Source organism: Caballeronia humi, from assembly GCF_001544475.1.
GTDB lineage: Bacteria > Pseudomonadota > Gammaproteobacteria > Burkholderiales > Burkholderiaceae > Caballeronia > Caballeronia humi.
On sequence record NZ_FCNW02000008.1, the window covers coordinates 135,116 to 158,829 of the forward strand.

General features: G+C 60.4%; 18 protein-coding genes and 1 pseudogene. 16 read left to right on the plus strand and 3 right to left on the minus strand.

What is annotated here, in order from left to right; genetic code table 11:
* The first annotated feature begins 39 nt into the window (after nt 1-39).
* Nucleotides 40-897, plus strand: a complete 858-nt coding sequence (locus AWB65_RS11355) for an EAL domain-containing protein (protein ID WP_087667288.1) — start codon at nt 40-42, stop codon at nt 895-897.
* Between the two features lie 211 nt (nt 898-1,108).
* Here the strand turns inward: AWB65_RS11355 and AWB65_RS11360 are convergent, their stop codons facing one another.
* The gene (locus AWB65_RS11360; RefSeq protein ID WP_087667289.1) at nt 1,109-1,876 is read right to left on the minus strand and encodes a sulfite exporter TauE/SafE family protein; all 768 of its coding nucleotides are present in this window, start codon (nt 1,874-1,876) and stop codon (nt 1,109-1,111) included.
* Nucleotides 1,877-1,963: 87 nt separating this feature from the next.
* On the opposite strand from AWB65_RS11360, the gene AWB65_RS11365 reads away from it, so the two are divergent.
* From AWB65_RS11365 to AWB65_RS11395, 7 genes and pseudogenes are all read left to right on the plus strand, one after another.
* Nucleotides 1,964-2,842, plus strand: a complete 879-nt coding sequence (locus tag AWB65_RS11365) for a LysR family transcriptional regulator (RefSeq protein ID WP_087667255.1) — start codon at nt 1,964-1,966, stop codon at nt 2,840-2,842.
* A 65-nt stretch (nt 2,843-2,907) separates the two neighbouring features.
* A pseudogene (locus AWB65_RS11370) lies at nt 2,908-3,174 on the plus strand (penicillin acylase family protein); the annotation flags it as partial.
* Nucleotides 3,175-3,728: 554 nt separating this feature from the next.
* On the plus strand, nt 3,729-4,631 hold the full coding sequence (locus tag AWB65_RS11375) for a glycosyl hydrolase (protein ID WP_235007590.1): 903 nt from the start codon (nt 3,729-3,731) through the stop codon (nt 4,629-4,631).
* Between the two features lie 329 nt (nt 4,632-4,960).
* Nucleotides 4,961-6,106 carry a glycosyl hydrolase gene (locus AWB65_RS11380; RefSeq protein ID WP_087667290.1) on the plus strand — a complete coding sequence of 382 codons (1,146 nt, stop codon included), beginning with the start codon at nt 4,961-4,963 and terminating at the stop codon, nt 6,104-6,106.
* A gap of 203 nt (nt 6,107-6,309) precedes the next feature.
* Nucleotides 6,310-7,797 carry an MFS transporter gene (locus AWB65_RS11385; RefSeq protein ID WP_087667257.1) on the plus strand — a complete coding sequence of 496 codons (1,488 nt, stop codon included), beginning with the start codon at nt 6,310-6,312 and terminating at the stop codon, nt 7,795-7,797.
* 46 nt (nt 7,798-7,843) lie between these two features.
* A complete protein-coding gene (locus AWB65_RS11390; protein ID WP_159907613.1) occupies nt 7,844-8,845 on the plus strand; it encodes a DUF3616 domain-containing protein in 1,002 nt (333 codons plus the stop codon).
* 574 nt (nt 8,846-9,419) lie between these two features.
* Complete coding sequence (locus AWB65_RS11395) at nt 9,420-10,439, plus strand: hypothetical protein (protein WP_327357832.1); 1,020 nt, start codon at nt 9,420-9,422, stop codon at nt 10,437-10,439.
* Between the two features lie 59 nt (nt 10,440-10,498).
* Here AWB65_RS11395 and AWB65_RS11400 read toward each other — a convergent pair whose 3' ends face one another.
* Nucleotides 10,499-12,247, minus strand: coding sequence for a ShlB/FhaC/HecB family hemolysin secretion/activation protein (locus AWB65_RS11400; protein WP_087667259.1), 1,749 nt, complete (start codon nt 12,245-12,247; stop codon nt 10,499-10,501).
* 358 nt (nt 12,248-12,605) lie between these two features.
* Between AWB65_RS11400 and AWB65_RS11405 the strand changes: the two genes are divergently transcribed.
* Nucleotides 12,606-13,463 carry a DUF3667 domain-containing protein gene (locus AWB65_RS11405; RefSeq protein WP_087667260.1) on the plus strand — a complete coding sequence of 286 codons (858 nt, stop codon included), beginning with the start codon at nt 12,606-12,608 and terminating at the stop codon, nt 13,461-13,463.
* Between the two features lie 48 nt (nt 13,464-13,511).
* On the opposite strand, the gene AWB65_RS11410 is transcribed toward AWB65_RS11405, so the two are convergent.
* Nucleotides 13,512-14,243: a Crp/Fnr family transcriptional regulator gene (locus AWB65_RS11410; RefSeq protein ID WP_087667261.1), complete on the minus strand. Its 732-nt coding sequence runs from the start codon at nt 14,241-14,243 to the stop codon at nt 13,512-13,514.
* An 858-nt stretch (nt 14,244-15,101) separates the two neighbouring features.
* Here AWB65_RS11410 and AWB65_RS11415 point away from each other — a divergent pair.
* The 7 genes from AWB65_RS11415 (at nt 15,102) to AWB65_RS11445 (ending at nt 23,711) form a co-directional block, all read left to right on the plus strand.
* Entirely contained in the window at nt 15,102-16,343 is a 1,242-nt protein-coding gene (locus tag AWB65_RS11415) for a glycosyltransferase family 4 protein (protein ID WP_087667292.1), read from the plus strand.
* A 12-nt stretch (nt 16,344-16,355) separates the two neighbouring features.
* A complete protein-coding gene (locus tag AWB65_RS11420) occupies nt 16,356-18,677 on the plus strand; it encodes a polysaccharide biosynthesis tyrosine autokinase (protein ID WP_087667262.1) in 2,322 nt (773 codons plus the stop codon).
* A 49-nt stretch (nt 18,678-18,726) separates the two neighbouring features.
* Entirely contained in the window at nt 18,727-19,641 is a 915-nt protein-coding gene (locus AWB65_RS11425) for an ATP-grasp fold amidoligase family protein (protein WP_087667263.1), read from the plus strand.
* A 479-nt stretch (nt 19,642-20,120) separates the two neighbouring features.
* A complete protein-coding gene (locus AWB65_RS11430) occupies nt 20,121-20,372 on the plus strand; it encodes an acyl carrier protein (protein WP_087656904.1) in 252 nt (83 codons plus the stop codon).
* Nucleotides 20,369-21,628 (plus strand): acyl-CoA dehydrogenase family protein, encoded by a 1,260-nt coding sequence (locus AWB65_RS11435; protein ID WP_087667264.1) that lies wholly within the window; start codon nt 20,369-20,371, stop codon nt 21,626-21,628. The genes AWB65_RS11430 and AWB65_RS11435 overlap by 4 nt, the downstream gene beginning before the upstream one ends.
* A gap of 2 nt (nt 21,629-21,630) precedes the next feature.
* The gene (locus tag AWB65_RS11440; RefSeq protein WP_087667265.1) at nt 21,631-22,674 is read left to right on the plus strand and encodes an amino acid--[acyl-carrier-protein] ligase; all 1,044 of its coding nucleotides are present in this window, start codon (nt 21,631-21,633) and stop codon (nt 22,672-22,674) included.
* On the plus strand, nt 22,671-23,711 hold the full coding sequence (locus tag AWB65_RS11445; RefSeq protein WP_087667266.1) for a DUF1839 family protein: 1,041 nt from the start codon (nt 22,671-22,673) through the stop codon (nt 23,709-23,711). The genes AWB65_RS11440 and AWB65_RS11445 overlap by 4 nt, the downstream gene beginning before the upstream one ends.
* Nucleotides 23,712-23,714 lie beyond the last annotated feature (3 nt).

The following is a 23,714-nucleotide window of genomic DNA, read 5'->3' on the forward strand; positions in this document are numbered from 1 at the left end:
CAACCGACCCTTTCGGACGAACGGCGGAGCATGAACCCGATGACCCCCACCCGGTGCGACGAACCCCCTGCCCGCTGCGCGCCTGACGAAGCCGCGGCGCGCGCCGCGTTATGCCAGCGCGTGCTCGCCGGACTGCGCGCGGGCGAATTCCGCATGGCGTATCAGGGCATTTACAGCGTCGAGAGCGGTGATCTGGCGCGGCTGGAAGCGCTCGTCCGGTGGCAACATCCCCAATACGGATTGCTCTTGCCGGGCGCCTTCGCCGATACCTTCGACGATCCCGATGTCGCCGCCGAACTCACCGCCTTCGTGATCGATACCGTCTGCCGCGAGCTCGCGCAGTGGCAGCACGACGGCGGCGCGGTGCGGCCGGTCGCGATCAACGTGCCGCCATCGGTCGCCGCGACGCCCGGCTTCGCGCAGCGTCTGCAGGACGTCTGCCGCGTGCATGGCATCGAGCCGCGCTGCCTCGAAATCGAATTGTCGGAAGGACAGGATCTCGCGCGTTTCCCCGATCTCCCTAAGGTTGTGAAGCTGTTGCGCAAGCATGGCGTCGGCGTAGCGATGGATGATTTCGGCACCGGCTACGCGTGTCTCGCCGCGCTCTGCCCGACCGGTTTCTCGACCGTAAAGGTCGCCAAGGAATTGCTCTCCGCCGTGCCGGCATGCCCTAACGCATGCGCAGTGGTATCGGCGGTCGTCGCGCTGATGACACAGCTTTGCATGACGGTGGTCGTCGAAGGCGTCGAGACGGCGGCGCAGGCGCAATGGCTCGCGCAGTGGCCGCAACTACTCGCACAGGGGTTCTTTCTCGCGCGGCCATCGTTCGGGATCGAATCGGTTCCAGGCGCGCGCACGCTCGCTCTCGACCACGCACACCGCATGCGCGCTGCATGATGCGCGCGTGACCCTTTCCGTACCTTCTGGCAACCCCTCGTATGCCGGAATGTTGCCGGCGTCCGTCTGGGCGTCGGCATTTTTTTGGCGGCAGCGTCTCTTGAGTCGAGGTAGATCGAAACGTGAACCACGAAGCTCGCCAGCATGGCGAGCGCACCGATCGTTTCAAGCAGGGCTGACATGATTCCCTCCCGCAACAGGAGAACATTGATTAGCGATGCAACCATTGCGGCGCGTAGGTGCGCACAAAAAACGCGATCGTGATGCAGAACGTGACGAGAAGCGTACCCGTGCGCACGATGTTGGCTGGGGCGCGTCGCCCGAGCAGCGCGCCGCCGTACCCGCCCAGGGCCGCCGCGACCAGCATCACCATCGTCTCGGGCCAATGCACCGCATGCGCGACGATGAACGTACCAACCGCTACCGCATTCGCCGCGCTCACGAGCAGCGTGCGGGGCGCGTTCAGGCTCTTGAGATCGCGTGAGTCGAGCAGTCCCCACATCGCTATCATCATGATGCCTACCGCGCCGCCGAAGTAGCCGCCATACACGCCGAGCGCAAACTGGATTGCAAGCACGGCCGGTGCGCGGATATGCCAGCGGGCGCGCAGCACTTCGCCTATTTTGCGCCCGAAAGCGAGCGCGAAACTCGCCAGCAGCAGCAGCCACGGCAACACAAAAGAGAAGGCGGTCGACGAGGTCCGAAGCAGCAACGTCGCGCCGACAAATCCGCCGATCAGGGTGACGACGAGCAACGCGCGCATCGTCACCGAGCCGACTGGTCCGAGCCCATCCCGATAAGCCCATGCGCTCGCGATGCCGCCCGGGAACAGCGCAACCGTGCTCGAAGCGTTCGCCTGAACCGGTGGCACGCCGGCCGCGATAAGCGCGGGCAGGCTGACGAACGAGCCTCCGCCGGCCAGCGCGTTCATCGCGCCGGCTAGCAGTCCTGCCGCAAAGACCATCATGAGGGAGTGCATGAAAGCGATGCTAGCCATAGTGCCATGCGCCCGCAATCTGGCAATTCCAATGCTAGACTTCGGCGAAACCGAAACCACGGATACGTCATGCGTTTCGATCTCACCGACCTGCGGCTTTTTCTGAGCGTAGTGGAGCACGGCAGCCTTACACAAGGCGCGCGGGCGATGCATCTTGCGCTGGCTTCCGTGAGCGAGCGCATCGCGGGAATGGAAGCGGCGCTCGGCGCGCCTTTGCTCGAACGCAATCGTCGCGGCGTGCGCGCGACGGCGGCGGGCCTTGCGCTCGTGCGACACGCGCGTTCGATCCTGGGCCAGGTCGAACAGATGCGTGGCGAGTTGCGCACTTACGCGACAGGCCTCAAAGGGCGTATCAAGTTGCTCTCCAATACAGCCGCATTGGCTTCCTTTCTTCCGCCACGGCTCAACCGCTTTCTGGCCGCTTATCCGGATCTTTCCATCGACCTGGAAGAACGGCCAAGCACGGAGATCGTCCAGGCGCTCGCCGAGGGACGCGCTGACCTTGGCATCGTCGCCGATATCGCGGACCTTGCGAATCTGCAAACACATTTGATCGCGCAGGATCAGCTTGTCGTAGTCGCAAGCGAATCGCATCGTATCGCCAGGCTTGCGTCAGCGGCGTTCGCGGAGATTCTCGACGAACCTTTTGTCGGACTGTCCGACGCGGCCCTCGAAGCGCATCTTGCCGAACGCGCCTCGCGCCTCGGCCGGCAAATTTTCTATCGCATCCAGATGCGCAGCATCGATCACGTCGCGATGATGATCGAGACGGGCATCGGGATCGCAATCGTCTCCGAAGCCTCGACGGATACGCTGCGGCGTCCGGGGCTGGCGATCGTGCCGTTATCGGAACCTTGGGCCGCGAGGCGTCTGCATCTTTGCGCACGCGATTTTTCCGCGCTGACGCCTCATGCGGATTTGCTCGCGCAGCAGCTATTGCAAACCTGAAAACTACGGTGAGCGTTTGAGGCATTGATCAACGCGCTAAAGCATTTCCTGCGATCCGCTTAGACACGCCGAATCAGTCGACGTATCGTGCGAGCGACTTCCGGCAAACGAACGGGCCATCGTTTCGCGTCGTGGTCGATGTCGGCAACTGGGACAACTCTCGCGCAGTGAACCTGCCGGGCGAGGCGGGAGATCCGGACAGTCGGCACTATCGCGACCTCGTGTCGATGTGGCTGAAGGGCGAGTACTTCCCGCTGCTCTATTCGCGCGCAGCAGTCGAGGCAGCTACTGAATCGCGTATTCATCTCGTGCCCGGCACGCAAACGAAATGATCGTTGCGAACCAGGAATTGAATCCGTAACGTGAGCAACGACTCACGTCGATTCGATACTCGGTTTCGCCGGCATCATCAAAGCAAATCCGCATTTCATCGATGTCGAATGATTGCCTGAATCGCGTCACTATCATCAGTCATTGCACCGCCGAAAACCTTCCGTAAACCATCCGCCCCATACACGGACTCTGCTTTGCGGCACACGCGGCCAGGAAGCATTCTCCTTTTTTCCAAGTCGCCAAAGAACGGCCTCTGGAAACACACAAGCACGAACCTATACTCGGGGCGTTGCCTCGCTCAAAGGTTTTCCTGAAGCAAATGTTCACGAGCATGACCGCGCAAGCACGATCCGCCATGCATGCGATGGCCCGAATCCCAGCATCACGAAGACAGTTCCTCGCGTTGCTGTTGAGCGGAGCCGGAAGCGCAGCGCTTGCCGCATGCGGCGGCGAAAGCCTCGTTGAAGACGCGATCGCGGACACCGATTCTCCCGGTAAAACGACAAAGGAATTTGTTTCGCCTCCGAAGCTCTTCTATGGAGTCAACGGTCATATGGCGTGGGGCGAAGGCATCTACTGGATGTTGCCGCCCGCCTGGCAACTCGCTTTGCTCCAGGACCTCGGCGTCACCAACTACCGCTGCGACGTCGCTGATCACGGCATGGCCGCGTATCTTGCCGCAGCGTTGACGGGACCCTTCGCCGGCAGCGGCATCTCGATCCTTCCTGTCATCAATCCACGCTCCGCTCACTGGGACCCCTACAGTTCAGAAGCCGAAGGCTATCTGCTCGGCTATCGCCTGGCCTCGCGCATCACGAAGCCGCTGCAAGGCGTGGTGACACACATTGAATGCGGCAACGAACTCGACACGATCGGACTCAAGATCGCAGGCGACGGCAGCCTGACGTCCGACTGGAATCCGGCGCAGTGGCAATCGTTTCGCGGCGTGATTCACGGCATGATCGCGGGCGTCAAGTCAATCGATCCGACCATCAAGTGCGGCGTCAACGTGGGCATTCCGATGGCTTATCGCGCGCTGCAAATGCTATGGACAGGCGTATGGCCCGATGGCACCGCGGAGGGTCGATCGGGCGCGGGACAGGTGCGCTGGGACTTCACCACGTATCACTGGTACAAGAGCTCGGGCAACATTCAATGCGGCGGACGCAACCACGCTTGCGTCGACATCCTGCAGACCCTCAAGGACTCGTTCAACGTCCCGATCTGGCTGACGGAATTCGGCTGGTCCGGCAGCATGGACACGCCGCAATCGGCCGCTGATTACGTATTAACAGCGCTCGCGCAATATTGGTCGATCAGGGAAAAGTACAACATCGAGTCGGTGATGCTGTACTCCGTGATCGATGGGAGCTACGGCCTGATTCAGTCCGACGGCATTACGAAGAACCCCGCGTATGACGCGTACAAAGACTTCATCGTGGCCAATCCGGTTTAATTTTTAAGTCTCATCGTTTGAGTAATATATACCGATCTGTTAATTTGTTAAGCGAGTTGATACTTCGTTAATATCGAGTACTTTTTACTTATCAAAAATCTTTAGGAAAGCCATCACAAAATGATCAAGTAATATATACCTTATTGTATTCCAGCATGCGCAAACGTTTCCCTTATCTTCATTCCAAACGAGTAATTTTCTATTCATACGATATGAACTGACATCAATCCACCTATTTCCATTTGTTAGAAATTGTTACGGTGACAGGTAAAAAATAGGAACTTATAGTCGATCACGTAAGTTCCTTGAAACCAAATTACCTGATCATCATGTCCAAGAAATCCAAGATCGAGCAAACATTACCGACCGTTGCCGTCCTTCCTGACGCAACCATTTCGCGCCGGAATTTTCTCTCGCTGATGATGGCAGGCGCAGGCAGCGCAGCCCTTGCCGCGTGCGGTGGCGGAAGCGAAACCTCGGCAATCGAGGCCGCGGCAAAGACCACCGACCTCGCCGCAACCCAAAAAGCGGCAAGCGCGACCCAGAGCCTCTTCTACGGCATGAACGGCCACATGGCATGGGGCACGGGCATCTACAAGACGATGACCCCCGCTCAACAACTCGCGATCCTCCAGGACCTCGGCGTCACCAACTACCGTTGCGACGTGGCCGACGCAGGCATGTCGACCTACCTCGCTACCGCTTTGAAGGGACCGTTCGCCGGTAGCGGTGTCGCAATCCTTCCGGTGATCAACCCGCGCTCGGCGCGCTGGGACCCCAACAGCACGGAAGCGGCCGCCTACACGCTCGGCTATGACCTCGCGGTGCGCATCACCAAGCCGCTCGTGGGTCTCGTCAAGTACATCGAATGCGGCAACGAACTCGACACCATCGGCCTCAAGATCGGCGGCGACGGCAGTCAGACTACCGACTGGAATCCGGCGCAGTGGCCGTCGTTCCGTGGCGTGATCCGGGGCATGATCGACGGCGTCAAGGCGGTCGACCCGACGATCAACTGCGGCGTCAACGTCGGTATTCCGATGGCGTATCGCGCGCTGCAAATGCTCTGGACAGGCGTGACACCGAATGGCACCGCTCAGGGCGTTGGCGGTGCGGCGCTCGTACGCTGGGACTTCACGACGTATCACTGGTACAAGAGCTCGGGCAAGATCGAATGCGCCGGACGCAACAACATGTGCGTCAACATCCTTCAAGTGCTGAAAGACTCGTTCAACGTGCCGATCTGGCTGACGGAATTCGGCTGGTCGGGCAGCAACGACACCGCGCAGTCCGCCTCGGACTACATGACGTACGCACTCACCTCATACAAGTCGATCAAAGACAAGTACAACATCCAGTCGGTGATGATGTACTGCGTGATCGACGCGAACTACGGCCTGATCCAGCCCGACGGCGCCACTAAAAATCTTTCGTACACAACGTTCAAGAACTTCGTCGCCGCCAACCCGGTTTGACCGCATGCGTTGGGGTTTAGTCGATTCCCCGCGAGTTGTAGCCGCACATCCCGATGCGACCTCGGATCGTTCGCGCGCTCAACCCTGCGTTGTTACTCCTGCTATCCTCGAAACTTCGCTCCATCGACGACGGTCATGACACGCGCACATGACCGACGCGGTGCGGGCCAACCATTGCGCGTTTAACAGACCATCCCGATTCCATGCCTCGTCCGGCCGCCTCACGAGGGGTGCTGATAGCGACCATACTCGGTTCGAGCATGGCGTTCATCGACGGCACGATCGTCAACGTCGCACTGCCCGCGCTTCAGGCCAGCCTGCATGCGACTGCGAGCAATCTGCAATGGGTCGTCGAAGCGTACGCGCTTACGCTTGCCTCGCTGCTGCTCCTTGGCGGATCGCTCGGCGATCTCTATGGACGGCGCAAGCTTTTCCTGACCGGCGTGCTGGTTTTCGCGCTGGCATCTGCGTGGTGCGGGCTTGCGGGAACGATACAGATGCTCGTCGCGGCGCGCGCTGTGCAAGGCATCGGGGCAGCGCTGCTCGTACCAGGCAGCCTTTCGCTGATCAGCGCCTCATTCCCCGAAGCCACGCGCGGACAAGCCATCGGCACATGGTCCGCATTCACCGCCATCACGACCGCGTTCGGTCCCGTGCTCAGGGGCTGGTTGGCCGAGAACGTTTCTTGGCGCGCAGTCTTCTTCATTAACGTGCCGATTGCGGCGGTCACCGCTTGGATCACGCTGTCGAGCGTCCCTGAAAGCCGCAACGAGTCGATGCTGCGCAAGCTCGACTGGCCGGGCTCGGTGCTCGCGTGCATGGGGCTCGGCTGCGTCACGTTCGCGCTGATCGAGGCATCGCGAGGCGGTGCGGTCATCGCGGCCACCGCTGCGTGCGGCGTGATCGCGCTCGTTGCGTTCATCGTTGTCGAAGCGCATTCCGCAGCGCCGATGGTGCCGCTCTCGCTCTTTCGATCGCGCACCTTTAGCGGCGCGAACCTGATCACGCTGTTTCTCTATGCGGCCTTAGGCGGCACGATGTATTTTCTGCCGCTTAACCTGATTCAGGCGCAGCACTATACGGCCACCGAAGCGGGCGGCGCGCTTTTGCCGCTCATTCTGCTCATCTTCGCGCTATCGCGCTGGTCAGGCGGACTGATCGCGAGTCATGGCGCGCGGCTTCCTCTCGTGATCGGACCGGTCATCGTCGCGACGGGATTCGCGTGGCTCGGATGGTCCACCAGGAGCGGCTCTTACTGGACCACGATCTTTCCACCGATGGTCGTGCTGGGATTTGGCATGGCGATCTGCGTCGCGCCGCTCACGACAGCGGTGATGAATGCCGTATCGATCGACGATTCCGGCGTGGCCTCGGGTGTCAACAACGCTGTATCACGCATTGCCGGGCTGCTCGCGATTGCGGTGTTCGGGCTCGTGCTTGCTTTGCGTTTCGATACCGTCCTCGAGCACAGGCTCGATGCGCTTGCGCTGCCTGCGCTCGCACGCCATGCCGTGGAGGAACAACGCCCGTTGCTCGCCGCGATCAGCAGCAATGATTCGCGCGTGCTTGGCGCGGTGCGAGATGCCTTTGTCGATGGATATCGATGGGTGCTCTTTATCTCCGCGGCATTGGCTCTGACAAGTGCGGTCTGTGCGTATTTGCTGTTGGAAGGGAAGAAGCCTGCGGGTTAAGCGATGCAGTACGATGCATGCGTTAATGCTAACCGGACGAAACATCATGCGTGCAACGATCAGAACCATCATCGCGGCTTGCGCGTTCGCAGCCATGCACCACGCAGCAGCGCATCCCGTCACGACATATCGCGGGATCTGCGATGCGTCGGCCGGCATCGACCTTGGCACAGGTCACTTCATCGTCGCCGACGACGAGCACAACGCGTTGATGATCTACCAGTACGGCACGCCCGCACACGTGGGCATGGTCGATCTGTCGAAGTATCTCGCCGCACCGGACGGCAAGAAGAACAAGGAATCGGACCTTGAAGGCGCGGCGAGAATCGGCGACCGAATCTATTGGATCGCATCGCATGGACGCGACCGGCACGGCAACGTCGAGCCCGCGCGCTACCGCTTGTTCGTTACGCGCATCGATCGTACGGAAGGGGTGCCTGGCGTTGTTCCCGTCGCAGCCCAACCTTACGCAAATCTCCTTACGGCACTCGCTGCGGATCCGCGCTTCGACGTGTTGACGCGTGCATCGAAACTCGCGCCTGAAGCGCCCGGTGGCTTGAACATCGAGGGTCTGGCGGATAGTGAAGACGGCGCCTTGCTGATCGGATTCAGAAACCCCTTGCCGAACAAGCAGGCGCTCGTGCTCAAGCTGCGCAACCCGGCTGATGTCGTCGAACGCGGCGCCGCCCCGGTATTCGATGACCTCGTGCGCTTCGATCTTTCGGGTCGAGGCATTCGGAGCCTCGAGCGCATCGGCCATCAATACGTGATCGTAGCGGGACCTCACGATGATGGCGACGGCAAATCCATCGCGTCGCGCTTTGCGCTATACAAGTGGAGCGGCTCACCTGCCGATGCGCCAAAATTCTGGACCGACGTCGAACCATCTGACTTCCACGCCGAAGCGATCTTCGAGATGCAGGGAAAGCATCAACTCTATCTTCTGAGCGATGACGGCGGCGACCGTGCCGACCGTGTCGATTGCGGCAAGAAGCCCTTCCCTTCCGATGCCAAAACCTTTAGAGGCATCGCGCTCGATTACCCATAAAGCTATTTGTGGGGCAGACCACACATAGACGGCATTCGTCAAAGCGCAAGCAATACGACGTGCGAAACGACCTCATCTTGAGCACGGTCGTTTGATCGAGTGACCCACTCAAGTGCTCCAAGCCCGCAGCAACTCTTCCCTTTAGCGCGTCAGTGCGTCTTTCTTATTTTCCGATACGGCGCATTCATATCGATGTCATTCATCTTAGCAACTTCGCTAAGCGAAGCAATGGATGGGTAATGACCCTTAGCCGTTGCCTCGACGTGACATAAACGTTTGCGCTTGGCCGAAAGACAGGACATTCTTGTAGCTGGCTGACAATTCAATCAATGATCTGTGCGAGGGATAAGACATGTGGCGTCGCGTCTGTTTGCGGTTAATCGTGATAAGCGGTTTTCTTTATCTCGCCGGTTGCGGTGGTGGAGGCAGTAGCAATTCCAACACCTCCGGTGGCACGGCCGCCCCCGCAACAGGCGCAAGCGACGGAGCAGCGTCTGCGCCCGGTGGCGCGAGCGCCCCGGCGGGTGCAAGTGGCGGCGCGGCCAGCACGCCAGTGCTCGCAGCGGCAACGCCCGTGATCGACGGCACTCCACTCGGCACGGCTCATTGGAGTGCAGGCGCGACGACGTCGGGCGGACTGGGCCAGGCTGTCGGTGGGCTCAACTGCACGCTGACCGGCGGCGCCTATACGTACTCGCATTTGTCTATCTATCAGGACGGCCAGTTGCTCGCGCTGCCGGCTAACGTGGGCGCAATCGCGCCGACGCTGGCTGCACAAACCGGGTGCGTGTATCCCGTTCACACTCTTGATTCATCGGGCAAGATCCGCATGGATGCGAGCACCAATACGTCGTACACGCTCGGACAGTTCTTTGCCATATGGGGTCAACCGCTTACGTCAACGAACGTCGCCGGCGTGACGGGGACGCAGGTCACCGCATACGTCACGAGTGACGGCGTACTCACGCAATACACGGGCGACCTCTCGAGTCTCGTCCTGCCGACGCATGGTGAAGTGACCATCATGATCGGCACGCCACTCACACAGATCCCCACGTACACGTGGACCGATCCGCCGCCCTTCGACAACAACCGTCTTGCGCTCACTTTCGGCACCTCGATCGGCACGTCGTTCTGGCCGAACGGCAGCACAGCGACAGGCGGCACGGGCCAGCCCATTGGCGACGTGATCTGCGCGGCCGGCATGGTCGAGTCCTACCACGTACATGCCCATCTCGCGATCTTCAAGGATGGCCAATGGCTTGCGCTGCCTGCGAACATTGGCATTACACCGCGATGCAACTATGAGACGCACACGCACGATAACACCGGCGTCATTCACATCGAGACGCCCAACCTCAAGGCCTTCACGCTTGGCAAGTTCTTTGCGCTTTGGGGAGAGCCGCTGACGAGCACGAACGTCGCGGGTGTGATGGGTCCGGTGGTCGCCTATATCAACGACAATGGCGACGTGCGTCGCTGGATGGGGTCGTTGAGCGACATCGAGTTGACGTCGCATCGCTCGGTAACGCTGCAGGTGGGCACGACGCCGATCAGCACGCTCGCCACCTACAACTGGGACGAGCCAAAGTAATGGTCGTTCGATAATGGCGCTTCAGGCGGCGATTGTCGCCTGAAGCGCTTTAACGACACTCAACTCCCAAGCACGACGAAGATCATTCCAAGCGGCGCCTTGGATCCGTTAGGCACCGGCGCGCGCAGCGGAAAACCGTACGTGCCGCGCACGTTCACGTAACGCCCCGCCTGAAAACGGAAGCCCGCGCCGACGCTCACGAGCGATCCATTGGTCGGCTCGGCCGGCTGATCGATGCGGCTCCAAACGTGCCCCGCATCGACGAAGACGAACGGCTGCAGGCCGATGCCGCTCGAACCGAAGATCCACGCAGGCACGCGTAGTTCCGTCTGCACATTCCAGCCGCGATCGCCCTGCACGACATACGGTTCATAGCCGCGCACACTGCTGTCTCCACCGAGGCCGAGTTCCTCGCTAGGCAGCAATGTATCGGGCGTCCATTGAAAAGTGCCGCGCGCAGAAACCGAGAAACCGGGTCCGAACGTCACATCGCGTTGCCCGGACAACTGCAGATAAGCATAGCGCGGCGTCGCGCCGTGGCGGGCCGCATCGAATGCGGCGTCCTGATTGTCTCCGTCGAGACGCCCGGGACTCAGCACGACCATGGCGTTCGCGCGCCCCTGTCCGCGCGCATCCGTCCTGCTGATCTCGTAGTTGACGACGAACTGATGAATGTGCGTATTCGAATTGAAGACCTGGAAGCCGCCGAACTCGAGATCGTTATTCGAGCGCTTGAAGTCGTAGCCGAACTGCACTTGCTGCTGCCACGTCCCTAGCGGTGCGAGCCGCCAGTCGTAACGAAAACTGAGCTGCGCAGAGATGCCTGTTTGCCCATAGCTGTCGGGAAGACGCGGCGTGCTCTGCGCATAAACACCGAACAGTTCGATGCGGTCCAGCCACGGCAAGGGCGCGCTATAACTCATCGCATGCGCAACGAAACGCGGACGATTTTCCCGTCCCTCGATGTCCGGATTACCGCTGAAAAAATCGTTGCTGACCGTTACCTGATACGCGATCTGCTGATCCAGTCCAAACAGGTTGCCATAGTCGATACCCGCAAAAAAACGGTCGCGACCGAGTTGCGGCACGCCTGCGTTATCGTAGCCGGCGGTTACGCGCAGCGGAAAGCGGTCCTGTGTTTGCAGCACGACGTCGGTCGTATTCTCTTCGGTGCCGGGCGCATAGACCACGTCCACCGTTCGATACGGATTCGCATTAAGCAGCGCGAGACCCGACGACACGTCAGCTTCGCGGATCGGGGCGCCCTTGGTGAGCGGCATTTCGCGCATGAGCAGATCGCTCGAAAAATAGCGATTGCCGCGCGGCACCACGGCACCGAGCCGATAGTTCGCGACGACGATACGCACGACGCCATCGGTTACGTCCTGCTCGGGCGCGTAGACGTCGACGAGCGGCAAGCCTGCATCGCGATAGCGCCGCACGACGCTCTTGCGAATTTCTGCGAGCCGTCCGAGCGTGAGCGGCTTGCCGATATCCGCGGCGAAGCCCGCGAGAAACGCCTCGTCGAGAAGCGGCAGGTCTCTTGCGACGATCCCGTCTTTCGGGCGCTCATCCGCACTCGCGCCGGGCGCTTCGAATATCAGACCGCGCAATGCTTCGATGGCCACCTGCTGCGAATCGCTGACGGGCTCCGGCGGCACCGGCGGTGCGACGGGACGTGCTGGCGCGGGCGGCGGAACCGGGTTCACATCGCGATAGGACTGCGCATGCGAGGCAGTCGCGACGAGCATCGACGCAGGCGCGACGAGCGCGCAAAGCAGGCGCAGCGAGCGCGATGAAGCCACCATTGCGCGGCTCAATGCGCGAATTGCCAGCGGCGCATTAAAAGGATGGCCTGCGCCGCTAAAGGCGTGTGGCCTGACGCGGGGGTATCGGATTCGAGTTCCGATGCCATGAAGCGGCCATCTATAGTCACCACGCCGTTCCTCCGGATGAGCCTGTTAGTGATCGAAGCCGTATATGCGCGCCCGGTTGACTTTCATGTCGCTAAAGCGCTCATTACTTTAGCAGACGATTAATGCATTGATAGTTCGATCCCGCCTTTTCGGCCAACGCGGCCTCCAAAATGAGCGAGCAATCGCCTGACGCCGGCGCACAATGGCATCGAACCAGCCTTCATGCGGCGCTGCCGCGCAGGAGACAAACATGTCTGCGCCCGCTCACTGGACATGTCCAACATGTGCGATCGAGGTCACGACCCCCTTCTGCCCGCAGTGCGGCGAGAGTCCGCTGCGTCCGCCCGATCTCACGCTGCGCGGCATCGCAGCCAAGGTACTGCACGCGGCAACGAGCATCGACGGGAGACTGCTGCGCACGGTGTGGTGTCTGCTTTGCCATCCGGGGCAATTGACCGTCGCGCATCTCAAGGGGCAGCGCATGCCGTACGTTGCTCCGTTCCAACTATTTCTCATTGCCAACGCGTTCTTCTTCGCGATGCAGTCGCTGACCGATACGCAAATTTTCGGCTCGACGATGGAGTCGCATCTCAATCACCAAGACTGGAGTCCGCTTGCGACGACCCTCGTCGCTGAACGAGTCGCCATGCTTCACACCGATCTTGCGCAGTACACGCCTGAGTTCAATCGCGCTGCGGTGCTCAATGCGAAATCGCTCATCATTCTCATGGTCGTGCCGTTCGCGCTACTGCTCTCAGTGACGTTTGCTTTTGTCCGCAAGCAGAAACGCAAGCCGTTCGTCGCGTACGTGTACTTCTCGCTGCATCTCTATGCGTTTCTGCTGTTGCTCTTTTCACTGGCGTTGATGATAGCGGCGATCAATGTGCACGCGGGAGGCGCAGGCCTCGCATCGCCCGCGGTCGATAAGGTGCTTTCGCTCATCAATCTCAGTGTCTGCGGGATATATGCATATCTTGCGCTGGGACCCGTGTTCGATTCTCATGGACTCGCGCGCTTTGTCAGGGCCACCGCGTTGACCATCGGCGCGGCGTTCATTGTCCTCGGCTACCGCTTCGTCATCTTTTTGATCACGCTATACCTGACGTAATACGCAAAAGATACCGCATCGAAACAATGCGGTCATATATTCCGATACTTACGCAGCTTCTTCTGTCAGCATGGCAGGCAAAAGGCGAGCAAACTCACGCTTGACCAACCCATAACACTCACAAGCACGTCCCTCGAGTCCACACCGGTCGACGATGCGGATAGAACCGCGCGTCTGATACACGATCCCAGCCGATTGCAAGCGCCCCGCCGCTTCAGTCACCGCCTCGCGACGCACACCCAGGAGATCTGCGATCCGCTGTTGCGTAATCACGAGCTTGTCCGAGCCGGTCGCATCCATCGCCTCGAGAAGCCAGCGCGAGAACTGGTTACTCACCGAATGATGCCGATTGCAGGCAGCCGTCTGCGCGATCTTCGTAAACAACGCATGCGCATACAGCATGATCAGGCGACGCATTGCCTCCGATCGGTCGAAATGCTGGCGCAGGGCCGCTGCGTCTACGCGATACGCCGATCCCGAACACTGGACCTCGACGTTCGACGGCATCGCATCGCCGTTCATCAGCACGTTGGCGCCGGTTGTTCCTTCGCGCCCGATCGAAGCCACTTCGACGGAGCGGCCGTCCTCCATCGTGTGCAGCAAGGAAACGACCGCCGTGATCGGAAAATAGATGTGGCGCACGCGCGCGCCCGCATCACAAAGCACCTGCGAAGACTCGAGGCGCACGAGTTCGAGGTCAGGGGCGATCGCCTTCCACTCTTGTGTGGGAAGGCCGCTCAGCAAGTGATTGCCGTGTAAATCGGATTGCAGCATCAGCATAGACATATCTCCAGGAATCGCGCACATGAGGCGCAGCCGGGGTCGGTTAAAGCGAAAACAGGGGCGCGCCTCTGGAACGAGGCAAGCTCGCAAAGGAAGGAAGCGTCAACGGGTATACGCTTGAACCGCAGCAGCAATTACCTCGCCCGTGCCAGCAAAGGGTTTGACGCAGAAAGGGCAAAAAATGCCCCAATAACGGGAATTAGCGGATTTACGTCACGCGCAACCGTTTGCGCGGAGCAAAATGCGCGAATTTAAAAAATTATATGCATTGCACCTTTTTCGGATTCATTGGCGAAATGGGCAAACGCCGTGTGTAAGAGAGGAGCGCACGATAACAAAAAAACACGTCATTGGTGCAACAACGATCCACGAAGCAACCTGTTTCTGAAAGCTCACGCTAAGTAACAAACGAGTTCCCGATTAATCCATTGATTCGCGATCCCAACTAAATATATTGGCGAAAACTTTCATAAGCTCATATGATACTGAAAGGCAATCGTGGGCCACGCCTGTGTCCATCTGAATCAATCTGTTACCGAGCTTGAGCGGTTGTCCTTTCCAGCCTATCTTTAGCCCTTGCGGTTTTCACCGCATCGTCTATGTGTATCCGTACGCACCGAGACGACACGGCTGAACAACATACCGTGGACCCGTGGGCAGGATGTCTATGCCCAAAGCAACATCCATGAGCGTTGCGATCCAGACGTAGACCACGTCCGGCTCTTTTCGTATGAATAAACCGTATTAAGCGATCGAGCCCACCCGGCAATACGTCGACATTGCGTGCGCGCATAACGTGACACGCTGCGAACAGGCGTTCGCATGACGGCTGGCTTCAGGTGGGCCGGGGATAAGATGAAGATATTGATTGCAAACACGCTGTACTATCCGGACGTTCTTGGCGGAGCGGAGGTCTCCACACAGATACTCGCGGAAGGACTCGTTGCAGCCGGCGCTGAAGTGACCGTAGTCTGCGCGTCGGGTACGGGCGTCGATCACGTGACCGAACTCAATGGCGTAAAGATCTGGCGCCTTCGTTTCGCCAATCTCTACTGGCCTCACCGCCCCGGCAAGCGCTCGCGCGTCGCCAAGCTCGTCTGGCACGCCATCGACTCGCACAATCTGCTCATGGCGCGCAAGCTGCGCGCTGTAGTCGCCAAGGAAAAGCCGGATCTCGTTAGCACGAGCAACCTGTCGTGCCTCTCCGTCGATCTTTGGCGCATCGCCAAGAAGGCCGGCTTGCCGGTCGTTCATACTGCGCGCGATTACTACCTGATGTGCCCCTCCGCGACGATGCTCTCGGGCAACCGCTCCTGCGATCGTCAATGCACCCTGTGCGCCTGTTACTCGGGCTACAAGCGCAGCGAATCGGACCAGGTGGATGTTGCGATCGGCGTGAGCCGCTTCGTGCTCGACAAGCATCTCGACAACGGCTTCTTCGCGCGCGCAACGTCGACAGGCGTGATCAGCGACTGTCATTTGCCCGAGATGAGCGAACCGCCGGAGACCCCTTTCCGTCTCGTCAAGAACGCGGTGCGGCTCGGCATGCTCGGTCGCGTGTCGCCAGAGAAGGGCGTCGAATTGCTGGTCGATGAGCTGATGCGCGATACATCGCTCAACTGGACGCTAACGATCGGCGGCACGGGCGACGACGCCTACCTCGAAAGCCTCAAGACACGTTACAACGACCCGCGCGTGCAATTCCTCGGGCACGTCGATGCGTCGTCGTTCCTGCACGACATCGACGTTCTGGTCGTGCCGTCACGATGGAACGAGCCGTTTGGCCGCGTGATCGTCGAAGCGTATGCGCAAGGCGTCCCGGTCGTCGGCGCCAATACCGGTGGCATCCCGGAAGTGATCGAGCCCACCTCGCATCTCGTGTTCGACATCAACGATCCGCAATCGATGATCGGCAGGATCCACGAGGCGATCGCATCCCTGCAAGACCCGCAAGTGCACGATCGACTGCGCCGTTATGCCGATTCGTTCAGCCCTGACAGGATGGTCGATTCGTATCTGAAGGTCTATCGCGAAGCGCTGAAGCGCAGCGCAGCGTCGACGCACCGCCCGCCGCAACTGCAATCGACCAGCAAATAAGGAACGCGCGTAATGAATACACCCATCCTCGAATACGGTCCTTACTCCACGAGCGGGAATACGGTGGCGTCCCGCACCGTCAACGTATGGCGCCTGCTGATCGACAACATGTGGGCAGTCATTCTCATCGTGATCGCGGTCACGGCGCTGGCCGCGAGCTACGCCTTTCTGGCGACACCCACGTTCACTGCCGATGCGGTCGTGCGCGTCGAGTTTCCGAATCCGAACACATTCGGTCTCAACTCGCGTTCGGGACGCAGCGTATCAGAGGAGGTCATCCCCAAGACCTTGCCGAGCGATGCCGAGATCCAGATGATCCAGAGCCGCACGGTGCTGTTGCCGGTCATCAAAAAGTACAAGCAGGACATCCTTGCGACGCCGGACCAGTTCCCTGTCCTCGGCCGCATCTCCGAGTTGCTTTCAGATCCCGGCCAGCCGATGCCGGCGTTTCTCGGCATGCGCTCTTTCGCATGGGGTGGTGAAGAGCTGAACGTCGATACGCTCGACGTGCCGTCGCGCTTCATCAACAAGGAAATGACCTTGCGCGCGCTGACTAACAACCGTTATGAGCTGATCGATCCCAACGGCAACAAGGTACTCGAAGGCGCAGTGGGTGCGCCGGTTTCCGGCAATGGCGTGACGATGCTCGTGCGCCATCTCGTTGCGCGTCCGGGCACGGAGTTCACAGTCGCGCGCTTTAGCGAGTTCGCCGCCGTGCAGCGCTTCTCCGGCAAGCTGAAGGTGGCCGAATCCACCAAGGAATCGGGCGTCGTGCAGATTTCGTATGAGAACAAGAGCCCTGAGCTCGCGCAAGCCATCACCAACTCGATCGCGCAAACGTACATCGCGTCGCATGTCGATCAGAAGCGTCAGGATGCGGGCCTCACGCGCGACTTCATCGAGAGCGAGCTGCCGCGTCTCAAGGACGAACTCAAGCGTGCGGACACCGAGCTTAGCGACTACCGCACGCAAGCGAATTCGATGGCGCCGAGCGCGGAGGCATCGTCGTATTTGAAGGGCACGCTCGACATCGAAACCCAGATCGCGACCCTCAGGATGCAGCGCACGCAAACGGCCAGCCGCTTTGCACCTGGCACGCGGGAACTGCAGACGATCGATCAGCAACTCGCGACGCTCGAGCAGCAGAGAAAGCAGTACGACTCGCGCTTCAACCAGTTGCCCGAGTCGGATCGCAAGACGGCCGATCTCACGCGCAATGCCAAGGTCGCTGAAGACATCTACGTCGCGATGCTCGACAAATCGCGCGAGTTGCAGGTCACGCGCGCTGGCACGATCGGCAACGTGCACCTCGTCGATACCGCGCTCTACCCGACCGAGCCGTCCAAGCCCAAGCGCTTGCTCGTCATCGCGGGCGGGATCGTCGGCGGCCTGATCATCAGCGGGCTCTATATCTTCCTGAGGCAGCGCAAGTCGGTGAGCATCGTGCACAGCCCGGATGCCGCCGAGCATCATCTGCAGCTTCCGGTATTCGGCGCGGTCGCGTTCAGCGACCAGCAACTGCGTCTGGACGAATCGCCGCTTCGTGGCCGCTTGCCCGGCATGCCTTACGAGCACGCGAGCGATGCCGCGAAGGAGTTGGCTGAAGCCGGTATCGGCGATCCGCATGCGGACCCTGCCACGCTCCTGCTCGCGACGACATCGCAGAACGAAGAAGCCATCGAAGCGTTGCGCGCCATCCGCACTTCTTTGATGCGCGACATCGACGGTGCGCGCAACAACGTGCTCGCCGTCGCAGGTGCGACGCCGGGTATCGGCAAGACCTTTATCGCTTCGAACCTTGCCGTGCTGCACGCCCAAGCGGGCAATCGCGTTCTCCTGATCGACGGCGATCTGCGACGTGGTCAGGTTGCCTCCCAGTTCGGTCTTGCGCACACGGCCGGCCTCGCCGAAGTGCTCACGCATCGCCGCGAACTCGAAGAGGTGGTGCAAGCGTCGGGCATACCGGGTCTTAGCGTGATCTCGAACGGCGTGCCGCCGGCCAACCCGTCGAAGCTGCTTTCGACGACGCGCCTGCGTTCCCTGCTCGAACAACTGATGCCGCAATACGACCTTGTCATCATCGATACACCTGCCGTGCTCGCGGTCAGCGATGCGGTGATGGTTGGCGCGGCTGCGGGTTCGACGCTCGTCGTGGTGCGTCCGAGCGCGCAAAGTGAAGCCGAACTCGGTGAGGCGATCAAGCGGCTGGATCTCGCGGGGGCGAGAGTGGCCGGTGCGATTTTCAATGCAATGCCCAAGCGTCGCAGTGACAAGCGCATCCGCGCGTATTCAAGTACTTATGGCGCGCCCTCATACGGCCCTTCCCAACCCTGACCGCGTGAGCCAAGGAAGCGGTCGAATACAACAAATAGCAGAGGACGACATGTCGCTTTCGAAGACAATCGCAGGCTCCGTCAAAGAGCTACTTCCCGACTCGGTCTTTTTGAGTCTGTCGCACCGCATGAGCGTTGGCCGGTTTCCCGATCTCGTGAATCCGGTCACGTTCAACGAGAAGATCGTCTATCGCTGCCTTCACCCTGACCCACGTTTCGCGAACCTGACAGACAAGCTCCTCGTGCGCGACTTCGTCATCCGCACGATCGGCGAGGAACATCTGATTCCTTTACTCGCGAGCCCCGATCACTTCACGAAGGACGTATTCGACGTGCTACCCACCTCGTTCGTGATGAAGGCCAATCACGGAAGCGGCTACGTCAAGGTGGTTCATGACAAAGCGGAGACGTCCTTCGAAGAGTTGCACGCGCTAAGCGAGCGCTGGCTGGCGGCGAACTTCTACCGTGTTGCGCGCGAGCGGCACTACGAGCACATCAAGCCGCGGATCTTTTTCGAGGCGATGCTGACCGATCAAAGCGGCAACATCCCCGCCGACTTCAAGATCCATTGCTTCAACCAGGTTGCGGGTAAGCAGAAGGCTTTCATCCTGCATATCTCCGACCGCTTCACGCCTCATCCGCGCGGCGACTTCTACGATGAAGACTGGAACCAGCTCGACATCCGTATCGGGCACTATCCGAACAGCGCGGTGCCTTCGCCGCGTCCGGATAACCTCGACGAGATTCTCCGCAACGCAAAGCAACTGTCGGCGAACTTCGACTATGTGCGCGTAGACCTTTACGCGCCGGACGACAGGATATTCTTCGGCGAGTTGACCTTTACGCCGGGCGCGGGTGTTTATCGACTGACGCCGGATCAGATCGACTACGACTGGGGACGCATGCTCCAGGCGCACTCTCCGTCCACGGGAGTGGCTGCTTCGCCTGTCAACGTGCCTCGTTGAGGCTTTTGCAAAAAGAGGCGCCTCGTTTAATCGAGGCGCCTTTTTTTTTTGCACCGCTTGAGCGTGCATATCGAAGCTTTTCATGCTGGTCCTGCTCAACGTAAGCACCCGGACCCCGCATTCTGAACACGCCTCACTAAACGCTTTGTGTTCGAAGGCTCATACCGCGAGTGAAGCTCAAGATGCTTCAAACGTTGCCTAAATACCGACCGCCCCAATTTCGTGCGCCATCGCACGGACGTATGACCATTGGAATTCGTTAAATACGGTCACACAAACGACACCGCTTCAACGCCTGAACGAGCGCAAGGTGACGGATGTAAGACGCTTGTAATGAGCAACTCGATACGAGCCGCTCGAGCGTCAGCGCGGGATTCGAATGGCAACAGGCAAGCACCGAACGCAAGCCGAATCCATGCGAAGCTCTGATCGAAAATAGCCGAATGAATGAATCGGTGGCCACCCCGGGGATGACAACAATGAAAACACAACTGCGCCGTATCCTTTCTGAATCCGCCCGTCTCGACGTCTCCGTGGATTCGCTTGGTGACAGCGACGATCTGTATGCAGCAGGACTCTCATCGCTTGCCACCGTGCATGTGATGCTCGCCATCGAAGACGAGTTCGCCATCGAAATTCCCGATCGCATGCTCACGCGCCGCCTGTTTTCCAGCATCGACACGCTTGCAGCATCGATCGTCGAACTGCGCCGCCTGCAGGCCGCAGCATGAATGCCCGCACGGAGGTTTTCAACCCCGCGGACGCAACCGTGCCGCCGCCAGCGCGTGACGAAATCGCGCTGCTCGCCGCCGCCCGTCGCGTAGCCGCGATTTCGGCTGCGCATGCGAGCGCGGTGGATCGCGAAGCACGCTTCCCGCACGAAGCGTTCGACGCGATGCGCAACGAACGCCTGCTCTCCGCAATGATCCCGCGCGCGTTCGGCGGCGATGGTCTCGAACTCGATGCTGTGGCGCGTCTTTGCGAAGCGCTGGCGCAAGGCTGCGCTTCGGCCGCGATGATCTATGCGATGCACCAGAGCCAGGTCGCGTGCATCGTCGATCATGCGGCCGACGTGGCATGGCAGCACGATCTGCTCGCACGCATCGCCGGTGAGCAATTGCTGCTCGCTTCGGCAACGTCCGAAGAGACGATCGGCGGCAACATGCGCACGAGCGCTTGCGCAGTCGATCTCGTCGACGGCGCCTTCAGCATCGAGAAGCTTGCGCCGACCATCTCGTATGGCGCGCACGCGGACTGCATCCTCGTCACGGCACGCCGCCATCCGGATGCCCCGCCGTCGGATCAGGTGCTGATCGTCGCACCGCGCGATACGTTCACACTCGAGCGACGCGGCACGTGGGACACGCTCGGCATGCGCGGAACGTGCAGCGAAGGCCATCGCCTCACTGCGCAGGGCATCGCAGAGCAAATCCTGCCGGCGCCGTTCGCGAAGATCGCGGATGAAAGCATGCTGCCGGTATCGCACACGCTGTGGGCTTCGGTATGGATCGGCATCGCCGGGGATGCCGTGAATCGCGCGCATCAGTTCTTCCGCAATCAGGCGCGCGGCAAGCCCGGCGCGTTGCCGCCCTCGGCATCGCGTCTCGTGCAAGCCGTCACGATGCACCGCATGATGCAGGCTCGCCTGAAGGCTTCGCTTCAAGCGGTTGCCGAAGCGAACGCGGAACGCGTCGCACGGCAGGCGATCGGAAGCGACCAGGTCGACATGCCGCTCGGCGCGTCGATCGGGCTGGCTGCCGACCTGAACATGCTCAAGATCGCGATCTCGCAATCGGCGTTTCAGATCGTGCAGGAAGCGCTGATGATTTGCGGCATGGCAGGCTACAAAAACGACAGCGACTACAGCGTGGGGCGCCATCTTCGCGACCTCATGTCGGCGCCGCTGATGATCAGCAACGACCGCATCGAACTGAACACGGCCAATCTGCTGCTCGCGCAGCGCACTGCAGTAACGGGGACAAACTAAAAATGAACATGCCTACCGAACCGGCCGTGCTGATGCAGGCCGCAGGACAAACGACGTCTGTTGCATCCGATCCGACGCTGCGCGATCGCCTGATCGAAGCCGGCATCCTGATCGATACCGGAGAGAACGGTCTCTATGGCCGTAGTGAAGTGTTCGAAGATGTGGTCGATCGCCTGAACAAGGTCATCACGCTGCTCGGCGCGGATCAGCGCGCGGAAGTGCTGCGCTTTCCGCCCGCGATGCGCCGTCACGACTTCGAGGATAGCGAGTATCTGAAGAGCTTCCCCGATCTCGCCGGCACGATCCACGCATTCCAAGGCAACGACCGCGGCCATCATCGCCTGCTCGAAGCGCTCGACAAGACGCTCGCCGTGGGTGACCAGGAACGCTCCGACGAATGGATGGATCAGCAAAAGCCGACGCGTCTCGTGCTCACGCCGGCCGCCTGCTATCCGGTGTATCCGCTGATCGCGCGGCGCGGCAAGCTCACGGAAGAAGGCGCGATTGTCGATGTGTTCGCTTACTGCTTCCGCCACGAGCCCTCCATCGATCCGGGCCGCATGCAGATGTTCCGCATGCGCGAATACATTCGCGTCGGCAGCCCCGCTCAGGTCATGGCGTTCCGCCAGAAGTGGATCGAGCGCGGCTCGGCACTCGTGCGCCTCTTGCAACTGCCGTTCGAAATCGACCTCGCCAACGATCCGTTCTTCGGACGTGGTGGCAAGATTGTCGCCGACAGCCAGCGCGAACAGCAACTCAAGTTCGAACTGCTCGTGCCGGTTGCGACGCCGAACAAGCTGACCGCGTGCCTGTCGTTCAACTATCACATGGAACACTTCGGCGAAATCTGGAACATCCAGCAAGCCGACGACAGCCTTGCGCATACGGCGTGTGTCGGCTTCGGCATGGAGCGCACCACGCTCGCGCTCTTCCGCCATCACGGCCTCGACGTGACGAAATGGCCCGAAGCCGTACGCACGTTCCTGTGGGGCGATGCCGCGCCGATGATCGCCGACGCACTGGCACGCACGGGCACGAACGCATGAGTTCGCTCCCGTCCGCTGAGGCCGCAAATGCGGATGGCGCCGTGGCGGCGGCGCCGCAGCAAACCGCTTTCGCGAGGCAAATGCTTCGCGAAGCGGATCGTCACCCGCTCCATCAGGGCGATCGCGTGTGGCTTGAAACCAATTGCTACGTCGATCTGTGGATTGAGTTGTTGCACGACTTCGGCTTCGATCCGCGCGCGGCGCTCGGCTTTACCGTGCTGCAAGCGTTCGAAGGCGACCAGTTCACGTTTCCGAAGTTTTCGCTGGACGACATCGCGCGGCTCTATGGCCTGCAGGCTCAGGAGCTCGCGATCTATGACACGCTGGAGCGGCACGTGCTCGAACAGACGCGTCGCGGCCACTTGGTGATCGTCGAGGTCGATGCGTTCTATCTGCCCGACACGCGTGCGACTAATTACCATCAGTCGCATTCGAAGACCACCATCGGCATCAAGCGCGTCGATACCAGCGCGCGGCAGCTCGAGTACTTCCACAACGCGGGCTATTACACGCTCGGCGGCGACGATTACGACGGCGTGTTTAGTCTTGCACCGGAACTGGCGGGCAATCCCAACCTGCTCTTTCCGTACGTGGAGTTCGCCAAGCGCAATCGGCCTGCGTTGTCGGGTACGGAGCTCGTGCAGGTATCGGTAAGCACGCTTGCGACGCATCTCTCGCGGCGTCCGACGAGCAATCCGATCACCGAATGGCGCGCGGCTTTCGCAGAGCACGTCCATGCGGTCCTAAATCGCGACATCGATTACTTTCATCAGTATTCGTTCAACGTGATGCGTCAGTTGGGTGCGAACTTCGAAATGCTCTCGAAGTATGTGCTGTGGCTGCGCGACCACGGCTATGACGTGCCCGAGGGTGTTGCCAAGGACGCGCAGCACATCGCGCGGGAATCCATGGTGATGCAGTTCAGGCTGGCACGAGCCCGCGTGCGAGGACGTCCCGACTTCTGCGACGATTGCCTCGACGGACTCGAAGTGTCGTATGAACGCGTGATGACGCCGCTTGCTGCGTTCTTCTCGTGAACA